Origin of the sequence: Enterococcus sp. C46, assembly GCF_040887565.1 — a bacterium.
GTDB lineage: Bacteria > Bacillota > Bacilli > Lactobacillales > Enterococcaceae > Enterococcus_B > Enterococcus_B lactis.
The window spans coordinates 13,324-28,187 of sequence record NZ_JBFOGA010000012.1; the positions used below are offsets into that span (position 1 = coordinate 13,324).

At 36.4% G+C, this 14,864-nt stretch carries 11 protein-coding genes and 1 pseudogene; all 12 read left to right on the top strand.

The genetic code is table 11. The features are described 5' to 3' along the window. The first annotated feature begins 1 nt into the window (after position 1). The 12 genes and pseudogenes from AB3I27_RS12910 to AB3I27_RS12965 all read left to right on the top strand — a co-directional run bounded on the left by AB3I27_RS12910 (position 2) and on the right by AB3I27_RS12965 (position 14,859). Positions 2 to 262, top strand: coding sequence for a hypothetical protein (locus AB3I27_RS12910; RefSeq protein ID WP_002314405.1), 261 nt, complete (start codon positions 2 to 4; stop codon positions 260 to 262). Then, positions 259 to 2,349, top strand: a complete 2,091-nt coding sequence (locus AB3I27_RS12915; RefSeq protein ID WP_202781121.1) for an isopeptide-forming domain-containing fimbrial protein — start codon at positions 259 to 261, stop codon at positions 2,347 to 2,349. The genes AB3I27_RS12910 and AB3I27_RS12915 overlap by 4 nt, the downstream gene beginning before the upstream one ends. Positions 2,350 to 2,375: 26 nt before the next feature. Continuing rightward, the gene (locus AB3I27_RS12920) at positions 2,376 to 2,840 is read left to right on the top strand and encodes a hypothetical protein (protein ID WP_202781120.1); all 465 of its coding nucleotides are present in this window, start codon (positions 2,376 to 2,378) and stop codon (positions 2,838 to 2,840) included. Then, positions 2,837 to 3,079: a DUF5415 family protein gene (locus AB3I27_RS12925; RefSeq protein WP_002305229.1), complete on the top strand. Its 243-nt coding sequence runs from the start codon at positions 2,837 to 2,839 to the stop codon at positions 3,077 to 3,079. Before AB3I27_RS12920 ends, AB3I27_RS12925 begins: the two co-directional genes overlap by 4 nt. A 17-nt stretch (positions 3,080 to 3,096) precedes the next feature. After that, complete coding sequence (locus tag AB3I27_RS12930; protein WP_002295662.1) at positions 3,097 to 3,399, top strand: hypothetical protein; 303 nt, start codon at positions 3,097 to 3,099, stop codon at positions 3,397 to 3,399. A 69-nt stretch (positions 3,400 to 3,468) separates the two neighbouring features. After that, positions 3,469 to 5,523, top strand: a complete 2,055-nt coding sequence (locus tag AB3I27_RS12935) for a hypothetical protein (protein ID WP_202781119.1) — start codon at positions 3,469 to 3,471, stop codon at positions 5,521 to 5,523. Next, complete coding sequence (locus AB3I27_RS12940) at positions 5,523 to 8,132, top strand: VirD4-like conjugal transfer protein, CD1115 family (RefSeq protein ID WP_202781118.1); 2,610 nt, start codon at positions 5,523 to 5,525, stop codon at positions 8,130 to 8,132. Before AB3I27_RS12935 ends, AB3I27_RS12940 begins: the two co-directional genes overlap by 1 nt. Next, positions 8,129 to 10,489 (top strand): annotated as a pseudogene (locus AB3I27_RS12945) (pLS20_p028 family conjugation system transmembrane protein). Before AB3I27_RS12940 ends, AB3I27_RS12945 begins: the two are co-directional and overlap by 4 nt. 51 nt (positions 10,490 to 10,540) lie before the next feature. Continuing rightward, positions 10,541 to 10,873, top strand: coding sequence for a hypothetical protein (locus AB3I27_RS12950; protein WP_002340493.1), 333 nt, complete (start codon positions 10,541 to 10,543; stop codon positions 10,871 to 10,873). Further along, positions 10,874 to 11,467, top strand: coding sequence for a hypothetical protein (locus AB3I27_RS12955; protein ID WP_002340492.1), 594 nt, complete (start codon positions 10,874 to 10,876; stop codon positions 11,465 to 11,467). Between the two features lie 162 nt (positions 11,468 to 11,629). After that, complete coding sequence (locus AB3I27_RS12960; RefSeq protein ID WP_002307536.1) at positions 11,630 to 13,654, top strand: VirB4 family type IV secretion system protein; 2,025 nt, start codon at positions 11,630 to 11,632, stop codon at positions 13,652 to 13,654. Then, positions 13,654 to 14,859, top strand: a complete 1,206-nt coding sequence (locus AB3I27_RS12965) for a glucosaminidase domain-containing protein (protein ID WP_005877003.1) — start codon at positions 13,654 to 13,656, stop codon at positions 14,857 to 14,859. Before AB3I27_RS12960 ends, AB3I27_RS12965 begins: the two co-directional genes overlap by 1 nt. Positions 14,860 to 14,864: the final 5 nt, after the last annotated feature.

Below are 14,864 nucleotides of genomic sequence, written 5' to 3' on the forward strand. Positions count from 1 at the left end.
AATGAAACTGATCAAATTATTATTATTCAATCTTTCTTGTTTAACCGCAGTCTTTTTGTACTGCGGTTTATTATTTTCTAAACTATCTATTTTGCCAAGCTACCAACTATACCTAATGAGGATTTTAAACATACCAGCTGCTTCCATGCCGCTAGATATTATGGAAAAGCTCATTAGGAATCCATTATTTACTACGATCAATTTGATCGTTATTGTCGGAATTTCACTAGTCATTTATAAAAAAGAGGGGATGAAGGGATGAATTTTAAACACTCGTGGACAAGACGGTTAAAATATGTTTTTCCCATAATGATGATGTTAGGTACATTGTTTGGGTTAAAAACAGCCAATGTCTTTGCTGAAAAAGTTATTGTCGATCCGTCAAATCCAATCCAGAACGTAAAGAATAATTTTATTATTCCAAAAGATGTTCCTAATGCAAAAACAAATATTACTGTAAACGGAGCGTCAAAAGTTTACAAATATCATGTTGATGCCAACAAAGGTGGTTTTACAGACGACTACGTAGGATTAGTGGAGGGAAACAAAAATATACGCTATCCTTCTTTCCAAAAAGAATACGGTGAAACAAACCTTGTTTTAGAAGGCGTAACAACCAACACCAAAGTCAATATTGACTATGGAAAAATCGGTACGTATAACGGGAAAAAAGTCAATATCAAGCTAGTTCTATCTAATATTCACTTATACTCGGATACGTTGCCGTGGAATCTACTAGATAACAACTATACAAAAACTCATTTTCGAGACGATGGCTATAAAAATACGAATGGTGCAATGAGTAAATCTAAAAAAAGAACAGTACTTTGGATCTCAGACAATCTTTTCTCAGGAATTGTTTACCATTCAACACAAATGAATGTGCAGCTAGTAGCCACATATGAGGACGGTAGCCCCGTTCAATTTTCAGGAGATACATTTATCAGTTTTAACTCTTTGAACCCTGCAGGAGGAAAAAGCACGGATCTTAAAGGAGAATATGCCCACTATGACAAAATGAATACGACAGATTGGTATGTCAGAAAAGATACGGTTCTTTCAGAATTTAAATCTTTCTACAACAATCTGAACGTGGTAGGTGGCCACCCAGGAGGAAGCTCTAAGCTGACACAAGCGGATAATGATTTCAATAATTTGCATGATAAATTAGGAGATCCGAAGTTTGGTCAAGGTACTGTGTCCTTTAAAATATCTGAAGCAAATCCGACGTTTGTGATTGGTTCTTCTAATGTTCAAACCTGGTTTACTTTATCTTCTGCGACAATCTTTAGTGTTGTTCCTGATCAACCTGAAAAAACAGGGGTTGATAAAAATGGAAATAACGTGAACGATAAAATGTTGCAAGTAGGAGACGCGATTCAATATCGAATCAAACAGAAGGTGAATCGATTAGGAGTGGATTTACTAGCGGTTTACGATCGATTTGAGTTAATCGATAATTTACCAAAAGAAGTAAATTACGTCGATGCACACGTTGAAAGTGGTACAAATAAAAAATTCGATGTATCTGGTGAAGTGACCTATGACAAAACAAAACACCAGGTAAAATATGCAGCGAAAGCTGATACATTAAAAAATCGAATGAAGTATAACGGCGAAACTTACGAATTAGTGATCAATGTAAAAGTCAATGAATTGGCCAATCAAAATAGTGTAGCCAAAAATCAGGGAACGTCGATCATTAATAAAGTAGAAAAGGATACAAATATCATTACCGTTTATTTCCCTAAAATTCCAGTGAAAGAAGTACAACAAAATGGAAAAGATGTAAACGGACGAAATGACGGTAAGAAGGGTACGCCGACAGCTCCTTTAAACGCAGGATCTGAAGTACAATATCTAGTCACACAAAAATGGCACACAAAAGGCGTAGACGCTGCGTCAGATCACTACAAACAATTTAGTATTCAAGATCCAATTGAAGCTCGTTTGACATATAAAGAAGGTTCTGCGCAAGTAATAGATAAGAGTAAAGGAAAAGATATTACTTCTGAAGGCACACTAACCTATGATAGCAATTCAAGAACGCTGAAGTGGGAAGCTTCCGCTGACTTCTTAAGTAACAATCTTTTAGATGGACGAGAAATTCAGCTGATATTTACAGCTAAAACTCCATTACAATCAGAAAAAAATATTGATAACCAAGCCGTAGTAGCAGTAGATAATGTTTCTAATAAAACAAATGTTGTGACAATTGGGGTTGATCCTAACTTGCCACAGGTCATTGTTCCTAAAACAGGTTCTACACATTTAGTAACGATTTCAGCGGTCAGCTTACTATTACTTGTGTTAGCAACTTTTAGTTATGCGGTTCTGAGATACATTTAAAATAAAAAAACGAAAGAATGAATAAAATGAAAAAGTTAATAATAGTAGTTACTTCCTTGATTGCCATGATTGTTATTTTAGTCGGATGTAGTAATGAAAAAAATAAACAAACTAATCAAGATAATGGCGTATTGAAATCAGGAACTATGTGGAAAGAAGAAGTAGGTGGTCTTGTTTATAATTTGAAAATTATAGACGAGACTACCTGGGAATACTCTGAGAGTGTATGGCATCCAGATCCTGTACAAATAACAGTCAAGAGGCAAAAAGACTATAAAGGTTTAGAAAGATACAAAATAGTAGATTCAGCTGGTGTTAGGGAATTTATAAACAAATTTGATTCTTTATTTATTGTTGTTCCCTATGAGAAGAATGGCGTAAAAAAAATAATTTTTCTTGGATCTAGCAAGGATGAAAAGCGAACGAAAGAGAAATTGATTCACGATGGATCACAATCCAATAAATATAAGTTACAAAAGACTAGCGAGTGATTGCTAGTCTTTTTATTTGTCCTGAAGGAGGAATCACAGTGGCAAAAGCTAAAACGCCATTTGAAAAAGCCGCGTCTAAAATCTTAGAACGCCGCGGTGTATCTGAAACACAGTGGAAACAAGAAGTCCTTGAAAAAGCACAATTTGACCTATTACGGGGAAAAGACAAGGACTTAGAAGGATATATCTATCAACGTGAACGTGAAAAGCTTGTTTTCGATGAAATTATTAAACACTAAAAGGAGCGAACAATTTTATGTTTGAATCAATTACAATGAATTTTTTAACACAACCGAAAGTAGTAGCTGCGGTTGATATTTTTAGAGCATTACAAACTGCCGCAACTAGTTTAAAAAACAATCTGATGATTTTTGCTGCTGCTGCGGCCGTTGCTTCCATTGTTATTGGGGGTCTTTTCTTCCTATTTGGACGAAGAGGAGCTGAAAATGGGAAGATGCACGTAGGCTATGTATTGATGGGGGTAGGAGTTATTTTAGCAGCAGCTTCTATTGTGGTTTCGTTATTTGGATTGTTTGGACAAACACCTCAAGGATTATAAGAAAGTAAAAAAGTAGGAGTAAGAAGTAGTCGATACTTTTTACTCCTTTTTTATGAAAGGAGAATACTCATGTACTTTACGATTGCAGGCAATACCAAAACAGATAAAGAGTTAATAAAAAAAGCAACGAAGGAAGTAGGAAAGCGTACTTCTTTTTTACCGAAAACAATTAAATATTCTGTCATTGAAACGGAAGAACAGCTACATGTGTTAGGGAAAGTACTGGAACACGAAAGTCGATCTTCTGTTAAGTTGACTCTCACGTTACATGACACAGAAGGAAAAATAGAGAAAGCTGGTACAGAATACGTTTTTGGCCCACTGGATTATCAAATTTCAGAAGGTTTCTATCCTACATTGATGGATTTAATCCGCCTTGATGTGTTTAAAGAAACGGATGAAACTATGAGTGTGGAAGAGTCTTATCGAAACGAAAAACTTTTACAAGTTTTAGAAGAAGAGTTAGAGAGCGACCAAAGAAAAGTGAATCAAGGGAGTGAAGTCGAAGTAAATGAAGAAGTACCATGGGAACGACCAATATTTCCAAAGAAGGAGTCAAAAGAAAAAGAGACAGTCTATGTTGACGAACAAGCTGATATTCCGACTCAGAAATCGATATTTGAGGAAGAGAACGATGTGATGGGTCAATTGGAGGTAGATCCCTTTGAAGAAACAATGGAGGATGAAGAGACGGCCGAAGTAGAAGTTGATCCAGTTGAAGCTAATGAAGAGTCAACATGGACTGAAGGGGATTCTCAGGAATATATTGAACCACTTATCAGTGAAGAAGTAGAAAAAAACGAAATAGAGATACAAAAGGCAACTATATTTGATTATATTTTGGATCAATATCCGCCAGAGCATGAATGGATGAAAGAAAAAAACAAATTACTTTTAAATGAGCTTTATTCGAAATATCAATTACCCCAAACCTATCAAGCATTTTTAGAGAGTAAAGAAGAATTAATCTCACAGGGTAAAGGCACACTTTTAGAACAGTTAGAGTCTGTCCAATCAACAAATTGGCATGAGCTTGCACAAGAAGATTTATTAGCCACCTTTGAAGAACGTCAACAAGAAACAGATCAAGAAATTAATGAGTATGCGACGGAACAGTCGTCTAATTGGGAGAAAGCAAAAGAGGAACTAAATAAAGAAGAACAGCGAGTGATTGAAGAAGAAGTACAAAAAATTAAAAAGCGATACGAAAAGAAACGCGACAATGCGTATTCCTTGTGTGTAGCAAAGATCAATAATTTTACTCAGACGAATCAAGAAGCGTTATCGAAAGCAAAAGAAAACTTGTTAAAAGAACGTATTAAAGAACGAAAAGAAGAATTTTACCGAGGTTTGCGTACAGATAAGCTAAAGATTAGCAAAGAATTAAATGAACAACTGAATAAGCTATATCAAACAACGACTGAAGTTCTTATGGAAAAACACGAACAGATCCAGCAAGAATTACAAGTACAAATTCCAAAATGGAAAAAAGAGTATGAAATTCAACAACAAGAATTGAAAGAACAAGAAGAAAAACAACGGCAAAAAGAAAAAGAGCGCGAACAATTAGAACTAAAAAAACGTGAACAGGATCTTGCGGAACAACAAATGGCGATAGAAAAACAACGGTTAGAGCAAGAAAAGGAAAAAGAAGCAGCTGCTCGTAAGGAACGTCAAGAACAAATGGATACATTGCGACAAGCACAGTTAAATTATCTAGCACAACCTCAACCAGTAGCTGCTGTTCAAACGCCAGTGAACAACCAAGAAAATTTAACTCCTTCACCACAGCGTTCCTTTAACGGATGGATGGTGGGATGTATTGCAAGTTTAAGCTTGCTTCTAGGTGGAGGAACAGTATTTGCTTTTAATCATATCAATCAATCTTCACAGGCTGATTCTGTGGCCACAACGACGTCAATCAAGGAAGAAGCCCAAGAACAAGTAAGAAAAGAGTATGAACAACAATTAGAAGAATTATTGAATCGTACCAATCAGTCAACAACAGAGTCAAGTATGGAAAATAGCAAAGAGAGTGATCCTAGTAAGGCTAAAGAAGGATCAAGCGATTCAACTGTACAATCAAACACTTCCGAAAGTTCAGAATCAAATGAGGTGAAATAATGCGTGTTAGAGAAACAACGAGACGAAAAGACAAACGATTCAATTTAGAAAAGAATAGGTATCTTTCTCATTTCTATCGCTATACTCCTTCAGGAGAAGAGCTACCAGAAAAACATGACAAACGTATTTCTCAAAAGATTTTTTATAGTGGATTAGCTTATCTTCCTTTAAACTATGTTGTTACAAGAATACCAGAAGCATTTCATCGATTTGAGATTATTCCAGGAAGTTTACAAGGAGTGAATATTTTTCAGTTACAAGAAATGCCGCAGTTATTCCATTTTGATTCAACTGGTTTTTGGAATCCTTTGACCCCAACAACAAGTTTAGGCACACGTTTAGTTGTTTCTACGATTTGTGTTGTTCCAGCTATACTTATGGGATTGAAAATGGACATGTGGTTTCGTCCTCTAGCAGATGGGCAAAAAGGAGATAACCGATTAAAAACGTTAAAGGAAATCCAACAAATCTATCCGCAAATACCAGAATCAAAGGGAGGTTTTCCTGGTTATGGCGGAATACCAATTACTCATTATAAAAAGTACTGGTATATTCAGACGGATACAGTAAATACTTGTATTGTTGGTACTTCCCGTTCAGGGAAAGGACAGATAGAAGTTTTAGCAACCATTGACAATTTGTCTCGTGCAGAAAGACAAAGTTCAATGGTTGTTAATGATCCAAAAACAGAATTATATGTTGCTAGTAAAGATGAACTAGAAGCTAGAGGGTATGATGTGTATGCATTTAATATCACCGATCCACTGCAATCAATGAGTGATAATCCATTGGCACTCATCGTGAAATACTGGAAGCGAGGAGACATAGATACTGCAACGCAGTTAACCAATACTTTTACGAATACGATTTATTATGATGCCAATGCTTCAGACAACAAATACTTTAACGAAAATGCGCAGAAAGCTGTAAATGCGCTTATTTTTGCGTTGTTAGAACAAGCCGATCAAACAGGGGATTACTCCAAATTAACACCCAATAATCTTGTTGAGCTTCTTTCTGAAATTGGCGGTTTTAATTATCAAGATCCTGAGAATGATTACAAACAACTTAATGCCTTAGATGAATTCATGAATCAGTTACCACCTGGAAACATAGCAAAAAAACAATATGGGGCAACAAAAATTGGTTCTGATAAAGCAAAAGGGAATATTTTATCGACGGCAATCACAGGATTGAATCCATTTACCCTAACGAAAATTGCGAAAATGACTTCTCAATCAACCATTGATTATAAGTCCATTGGTTTTCCGAAGTATTTGGATCTCAAACTACACGAGAGTCTGTTAAATCAGCGAATTGTTGTAGAGTTTTATCATCAAGGGAAAAATTTTCATGAGGAACGTGTCAAAGTAGGTTATAGAGGTTTTTGTGAAATCAACTTTGATTGTCATTTAGAGCAGGGAGATCATGTTTGCTTAAAATACGATCATCAAGGAAAAGAATATGTTGCTTGGTATGAGTTTTCTCAAAGAGTATTGAAAGACGAAGAGGGAAATATCGTTTATCGAAAAAAACGAGGAGAAACCCATTTACCAGAATTAGAAAAAGAAGCTGTTCTAACATTAGATGAGGATAAAAGTAACTTATTAGTAGAGTCTATTCGGATGCACTATACCGATAAACCAATGGCTATTTTTATGCTCACACCTGATTATGATCCATCTAACCATATCATTGTTAGTATTTTTCTTAGTCAGTTGTATAAAGAATTATCTACGCAATGTGTTAAGACTAAAGGAGATAAATGTCACCGTAGGATTCATTTTATTTTAGATGAATTTGGGAATATGCCACCAATGGATAATATGGAAGGAATCATGACAGTCACAGCTGGTAGAAACATGTTGTGGGATCTGTTTATTCAATCCTATCAGCAACTTTATGCGAAGTATGGGGAACAAAACGCAGCGATTATCAAAGAAAATTGTCAGACACATATTTATATTATGTCGACAGACGATAATACCATCGAAGAGTTTTCCAAAAAAGTGGGGAATAAGACGGTTGAACAAGAGAACAGTACCATCAATTCATTAGGTATGAATACTCATATCAATCGCAATGTTGATTCAGATCGTATCTTAACTCCTGAAAGAATTTCTACTTTTTTAGAAGGTGAAACGATTGTACTCGCTCCTTTAAAACGACAAGATTTGAAAGGTCATAAAATACGGCCGTATCCTATTTTTAATCATGGGGAAACGAATCTTCCTTATGCTTATCAATATATTGAAGATTTCAATCCATCGTGGGATATCAATGATATAGACATACATTGTACACATGCGGACTTGGATCTTAAGGCTTTACAAATTGATTACGATTATTTTCTACCTGATATCTATGCACGTCGACTTTATCACAATATGCACGATCAAATAGAAGAGGAAGCTAAAGAAAACATTTTTATTAAAATCGTTCAATCTTTAGACAACTCAACGGCACAAAAGTTACTTATTCAATTTTATGAAGAGAAGCAAATAGATCGTTTGCAAGAATACCTTGAAAAATTGCATCAAAATGAAGAAATTACAGAGGTTATAAGGAAACGACTTTTGCTAGAAGCTGAAAAGGCGGTGAAAGAATGATCATTGGAGGAATATTTTCCGGCATTGCCGACTGGTGGTCAGGCTTATTTGGGGATGGGGATGCAGATCCCAAAACCGTAACGAAAGTCTTACAAGATTATGGTAATTATCTGCAGTATCAAGATGTATTCAGTTGGATTTGTAATACTTTTTTATGGGGTTTGATTAAAGGGTTATATAATCTCAATACTTTACTAGAAAAAACAATTTATCAAAGCTTTGATTTAAAAGACTTATTGAACGCCGCTGGTGTTAATGAACTGTTTCAAAGTTTGATTAGTAAGGTATTGGCTCTTTTTTGTGTCGTCACATTAATTTATTTAGGCTTAAAATTTTTTATGAGTAAACATCCACCAAAAATCAAAAATATCTTGGTTAATCTATTTATGGCCATGATTTTGATTTTTGGTGGTAGTTCTTTAATCGATGAAGGGCTAAATATTAGTAAAAACTTTTACGGAGACGTGACTGCAGCAAATAAAGCAGATAAAACTGGTTCACCTGCTTTTCAAATTATTCAAAATAATGTGATTGATGTGAGTACGTTACTAGAAAATGATCCGAACAAAGTAGAACACATACCAACAGACAAAAGAAATGCTCTCACGGCGAAAAATTTTAAAACAGCGAATATCAATGGGATTATTACACCTGATCAAGCTAAGAAAATGTCTGAATCAAGTGATATTAGTACAGTACAAAAAGATCGGTTAAAGGCATTACAGTATCGACTAGAGTTAGACGATAATGGGAAAGAAATCCCTGTTCAAATTAGTGATGAAGGTTTAGCAAAATATGTGTATACTTCAGGCTATCGCCGATACATTAGTAGTCCAGGTATTACTTTAGCTGGTGAATCTTCTTTGTCGGTAGCCTATTTATTTATCTTGTTTACGATTGTTACTTGCATTATTGAGCTGGTATTTAAAAAATTCTATTTAGTGATTGCCGCGTCAACGGACTTTGAGACAGGACAACGGATGAAAAGTGCTATAGAAGATATTTCTCAATCCTTCTTGTTATTGGCATTTACGATTTTAGAATTACGAATCTATACATTAATGCTTTCAGGTATCGGTGATTTGCATGCGGCAGGAAAGATCAATGGATTCTTGTATGTTGTCGCTTTAATTGTACTAACCATTGCGCTATTCAAAGGCTCTCAATCAGTTACGAAAATTTTCGGCGTTGATACGAGTCTGAAAAACGGCAGCAATTCTCTTCTTAGCATGTTTGCCTTAGGAAATATTGCGAAAAATGTGGGTAGCGGAGCTAAAAACCTTGCAAGTGCTGGTAAGAGTGGTTTAAGCAATTTAAATGATATTCGTAAAAATGGATTTGGCAATCGAAAAGATGTTACCCCTGATAACGGGGAAGAACAATCAGACGATAAAGCTACAACTGTACCTAATAGTAAGAAAACAGTTTCCGAAATGTTCGGGAAAGCGAAAAATGGTGTTTCTAAAGCCGCAGAAGGTCTTGGTTACGTCAATGAACGTGGGTTAAAAGGAACAGCTGAAGATCTTACAGAAAAAGCCAAAGACACCTTAGAAGAGAAATTAGACGGCACGAGAGCTAAAGAACTGGCTGAAGCTGTGAAGAATCCATCCGAAACACTAGAAAAACAAAAAGAAAAAGCTTCAGAAGTCAAAGAAGGACTAAAAGATGCGTATGGTGAAGGAGAAGTCAATGCAGCAGTAAAAGCTAATACAACAACCGAAAAAGAAAATCAAGAAGGTGCAGCGATTCCTTCAGCCAAAGATCACCAAGATGAGTTGCATTCTAACGAAAATTCAGAAGAAGGACAAAATGGTCAATTACCAAAAACAGATCCAGAACAATATCGTTATAAATCTAACATTAATTCTGAAAATGAAAAGCGCATTTCAGATTTACCAAAACGAAATCAAGAAGTACAAACGGATGATGATTCCATCGATCTGCCAAATGATAATGGAGTCGAAGTTGGAACTGAAAAATCAACGAAAATTGGTTTACCTAAGGCACAAAATTTACCAATGAAAGATAGTCGTTTGAATCAATTCAAGGAGAATGATCAAAGTTTTGTTCATCAATCAACTGCAGGTAATGTTCAAATGAAACCAAGTCGTTTGCCTGAAAATGGAAATCTGACAACTGTTTCTTACAATTTATCTGAAAGTGGGGAGACAGGGAATGCGTCCGTTTAAAATGTTGTGACAAGAGAAGCTGCACCAGAACCTATTCAAAAAGTTCACACAGGTTACAAACCAGCAAATGTGGCATTTACTGCACCAACAAAAATAAATGTAACAAGAGAAACTAAAAACAGGAACAATGAATTGAAAGAACAATTATTGAAGGATATCAAATCATAAAAGGCCTACGAGTTAGGCCTTTTTTCTATGTATGAAAAGGAGAAATCATTTATGGATAAATATATTAACATGAAAAATCCTCCAAGATTTAGTGGGGAATGGAAGTTTTTCGCCTTTTTCTTTTTAGATCTATTAACGCTTGGTGGTTGCTTTTTTTGGGCGAAAATAGTCAATAATCTTGTCCACTTACCACTCTTTTTTGCACTCTTGAATTATGGCTTATGGATTGCGATAGCTCTAGTGATTGTTTGGCGACCTTATAATAACCCAGGTCAACGACAAATTTTTGCGATTATCGAATCTATTTTCTTTGCGGATAAGAACCACTATCATGCGTTAGATCCTAACCGAAATTATCATGGTACGTATAAGGAGGATGAATAAATGCGAGTCAAAGGACAAAATTCAGTTGATAAGAAATCCATTTTGCAGTTTGGAAAACCAGAAGAACGATCTATCTTGGATTTATTTCCTTATAAATCCTGTACAGAAGAGGGAGTCTTAGTTACTAAAGAAGATCATTTTCAACGTTATTATCGTGTAGTTTCTACAGACGTGGAAGGATTAAACGAACAAGAGAAACTAGAACGAATGAATCAGTTGACCACCGTCATGCGTACGTATGTGCAAACAATTAAGTTAGTTAGTTTGACCACAGAGACGGATCTAACGGAACAAATCGTACAAAAGCGGCAATTATTAGATAAGAATCGTATGGAACAATCCTTAGGAAGAAATCTACAGCGATTAAGAAAATATGAAAAGAAATTAGTAGAGGAAATCCAGGAATTGAAACGAGCAGAACAAGAACGTCCTGACTTAAGCTTCTTTTTCGTCATTGAAGGAAAGACAATCAAGGATTTACAAACCAGAAATCGTCAGTTAATGCGATCTAGTGGCATTTTAGGGTTAAAACCACTCTACAAAAAAGAATTGATCAAGATTCTTTATCGAATGAACAATATGAATGATGAGTAGGAATGGAGAAGAGAGAATGAAATATCCGTTGATATGGTTAGAAAATGATGTTCCGAAGGAAGAGATCACTAGAAAATTTTCTCACACTTTAAGCCTGAGTAAGTTGGGAAAAGGGCAATCTTTTAACCAAGTAAAGAATCAAACAAGAAGAGGTGACTGTACATGTTAGAAGCGATTAAAACAGCTTTTTCACCACAAAATGATCAAAAAGTACTTGATCCATTAAAGCAACTAGGAAATCGGGAAATCGAAATTTTAAAATCCAAAGGGTATGATTTAGATTTTTTAAAACAAGTGATGCCACAAGGTGGATTAAATTTCGATGAAGAGTATGTGACCTATGGAAATGGTTATTCACGGTGTGTGACAGTTTATCACTACACAAAAAATCCAACGCTTTTTTGGTTGGCCAATCTCATGAACAATCCTCATACAGTGGCCACACTCGATGTTAGCACAGATGAAAAGCAAAAAGTGATTGATCAAATCAATCGTGCCTTAGATGAATTAAATGATCGATCAGATAACGAACGAAAAGCGACTGACCGAAATAAAAGCGCAGAAGAATACCTGGAACTAGCGGAATATGCCCGAAAATTGACTTCTAATGGTGAAATTTCTAAACAAGTCAAAGTGAGAGTACATGTTTACGGAAACACGATTCAAGAAGTAGATGAACGGGCGCAGGAACTGATCGAAAATCTAAAAGGGATGGATTATCGTGCGGTGACTTATCTGCATAAAACCAAACGAGATTGGCAATCGATGTTTACCATGTTCGATGAACAAGCTGAATGGTTCGGAAATATCAAAGGGCAATCACTACCATCGTTAAACATTGGCGGAGGTTTCCCGTTCCACCACCAAACGCTAAAAGATCCAGGAGGTACACAATATGGGGAAACCATGACAGGCGGCCCATTTGTCTGGAATGCAACGTATAAAAATAGTGTACGGTTGTCTACTAATACCTTGCTTCTAGGAATGATGGGAGCTGGTAAATCGACCGTTCTTAAAATGATCGCGGAAGCCCATTTAGCTGCAGGAGACTTTATTTGGGGCTTTGAAAAGGGAAAAGACTTTATTCCTTTCTTAAAGGAATATAACGGTATTATGGTGCGCTTAGACGGATCTGACGGGATGATCAATCCTTTAGAAATATTTGCCACACGGACGTATGATGAAGCATCCAGTTTATATGACGATGGATCAGTCAAAGATTTGAAGATCAATGAAGCAGCGTCCTATCAAACACACTTAGACAAAGTGGTCTATCAGGTACAGTTAGTGAGTCCTCAGCTAAAAGGAACGATGAAAGCAGAATTTAAGACCTATTTAAATCGTTTTTATGAAGAGTATGGAACAGTACCACGCGGCTTTACTTCCTCAAACTCGCGTTCAAATACTGATACGCAAGTCACAGGGAAAGATCCAGAAGCTTATCCGACATTCAAAGAATTTTTAGACTTCTTAGGACAACTGGAATTACCAGGTGCTTCCCAAGAGAAAAAGAATCGAAAAGAAGAAATGGAATCCATCGTAGAATCCTTATGTGAGACGTATGGCATGATTTTTGATGGTCATAGTACGATTCGACACCTTGACCAACAACAGTTGGTCTTTTTTGACATTGACTCTATTACTGGATTGGATCGTGGGGTGCAACAATGTCAAATGTACATGGCTATGACGTTGATTTGGAATCAGGCATTGATTCAAGGAAGAAGACAACGACGTTTAATTAAAGAAAAACAAATGGAAGAACAAGATTTCAAACGCTTCTTGGCGATGATTGATGAGTGCCATAATGCGATTAATCCAGATTTCATTGAAACGGTAAATTATGTCACAAACTTCCAACGAGAAATGCGTAAAGTAGAAGCAATGACTGTTTTAGCGACACAATCCCCACAAGAAATGGTGCCAGAAAATATGTCTTCTGATAACTTCTCGAAACTGAAGAAAGTTTTTGAATTTTCTTCTACGAAGATCTTTATGCGTATGGATGAATCTATTTTACGTCATATAGAAGGATTAGTTGGTAAATCAATGACGAACTCAGAATTAGAATCCATTCCTCAACAAAATCAAGGAGACGCTGTGATCAATTTTGGCTCAAAAGAAACCATTCGTGTTCATTTTAGTCCGAACAAACGTCAATTAAAATTGTTTGATGGAGGAAAATAATGGAAAACCAAAATGAAAGTTTAATCAAGCAGTATGTTAAGCGTCGTGCAAAGCGACGCTTATTTTTGTGGTTGTTTGGTACTTCTGCAGGTTTGATGACTATTTTGATCACTGTGTTCGTGACCCTTTTTCTAATACTTGCGGCGGGTTCGATTGATAATTCGGATTCAGATTCAAGCAGTGGTGGCGAAGCTTTTACAGGAGAATATTCGGAAGGATTACCGATTTATAAAGAAATCAAAGGGAGAGGCCCATTTTCAGATGAAATTGCGCAATATGCGGTAGGAGCAGCCGTAAAATACAAATTATTGCCAAGTGTGATCCTATCGCAATACGGGTATGAATCGGCATTTGGAACGTCTCTATCTGCTAAAAACGACTTGAATTTTTTCGGAATTACCTGGTTTGATGGTTGCTTGTTTCCAAAGGGTACTGCACGAGGAATTGGTGGTATTGAAGGTGGCTGGTACATGAAGTTTCCCAACTCAAAAGCCGCATTCTCTTATTACGGATTTATGGTAGCTACGCAGTCAAACTTTAATGCAAGCGTAGGAAATAAAAGCCCTGGCGCAAGCTTATTGATTTTAGGACGAGGTGGTTATGCAGCTGCAGGAATCACTGAAGATAGTCCTTATTATACAGGTTGTATGTCGATTATTACCTCAAATAAATTAACAGAATATGATGAATTTGCGATCAAACATTGGGGAGAAGGCGGAAATGACAACGGTACGATTACTGGTGAATGGACGAATCCTTTCCCTGGCAGCAGTTTAGATAAAAGTTCCTTCAGCGGTGGTCAATTATTTGGAACGAATCCAGGCGGTGAATTCCGTCCGAATGGTTTCCATGATGGATTAGACTTTGGTTCAGTTGATCATCCAGGAAGTGAGATTCATGCGGTTCATGGAGGAAAAGTCGTGTACGTTGGAAATCCTGGTATTTCAGGTTTGGGCGCGTGTGTGATCGTGATTAATTACGACGGCTTGAATATGGTATATCAAGAATTTGCAAATAGTACAGGAAATTCCCGTGTGAAAGTGGGAGATCAAGTGAAAGTTGGTCAAGTAATCGGGATACGAGATACAGCACACTTGCATTTAGGCTTCACTCGAATGGATTGGCGTCAAGCACAAGGACACGCATTCACAGATGATGGTACATGGATCGATCCATTACCATTTTTGAATAGCAGCAAAAAATAGATCAG

What these genes read in the sequence shown, in the direction of transcription:
- AB3I27_RS12940 (WP_202781118.1), top strand. Translation starts at nt 5,523, where the DNA reads ATGCGTGTTAGAGAAACAACGAGACGAAAAGACAAACGATTCAATTTA.
- AB3I27_RS12955 (WP_002340492.1), top strand. Translation starts at nt 10,874, where the DNA reads ATGCGAGTCAAAGGACAAAATTCAGTTGATAAGAAATCCATTTTGCAG.
- AB3I27_RS12915 (WP_202781121.1), top strand. Translation starts at nt 259, where the DNA reads ATGAATTTTAAACACTCGTGGACAAGACGGTTAAAATATGTTTTTCCC.
- AB3I27_RS12920 (WP_202781120.1), top strand. Translation starts at nt 2,376, where the DNA reads ATGAAAAAGTTAATAATAGTAGTTACTTCCTTGATTGCCATGATTGTT.
- AB3I27_RS12965 (WP_005877003.1), top strand. Translation starts at nt 13,654, where the DNA reads ATGGAAAACCAAAATGAAAGTTTAATCAAGCAGTATGTTAAGCGTCGT.
- AB3I27_RS12950 (WP_002340493.1), top strand. Translation starts at nt 10,541, where the DNA reads ATGGATAAATATATTAACATGAAAAATCCTCCAAGATTTAGTGGGGAA.
- AB3I27_RS12910 (WP_002314405.1), top strand. Translation starts at nt 2, where the DNA reads ATGAAACTGATCAAATTATTATTATTCAATCTTTCTTGTTTAACCGCA.
- AB3I27_RS12960 (WP_002307536.1), top strand. Translation starts at nt 11,630, where the DNA reads ATGTTAGAAGCGATTAAAACAGCTTTTTCACCACAAAATGATCAAAAA.
- AB3I27_RS12935 (WP_202781119.1), top strand. Translation starts at nt 3,469, where the DNA reads ATGTACTTTACGATTGCAGGCAATACCAAAACAGATAAAGAGTTAATA.
- AB3I27_RS12930 (WP_002295662.1), top strand. Translation starts at nt 3,097, where the DNA reads ATGTTTGAATCAATTACAATGAATTTTTTAACACAACCGAAAGTAGTA.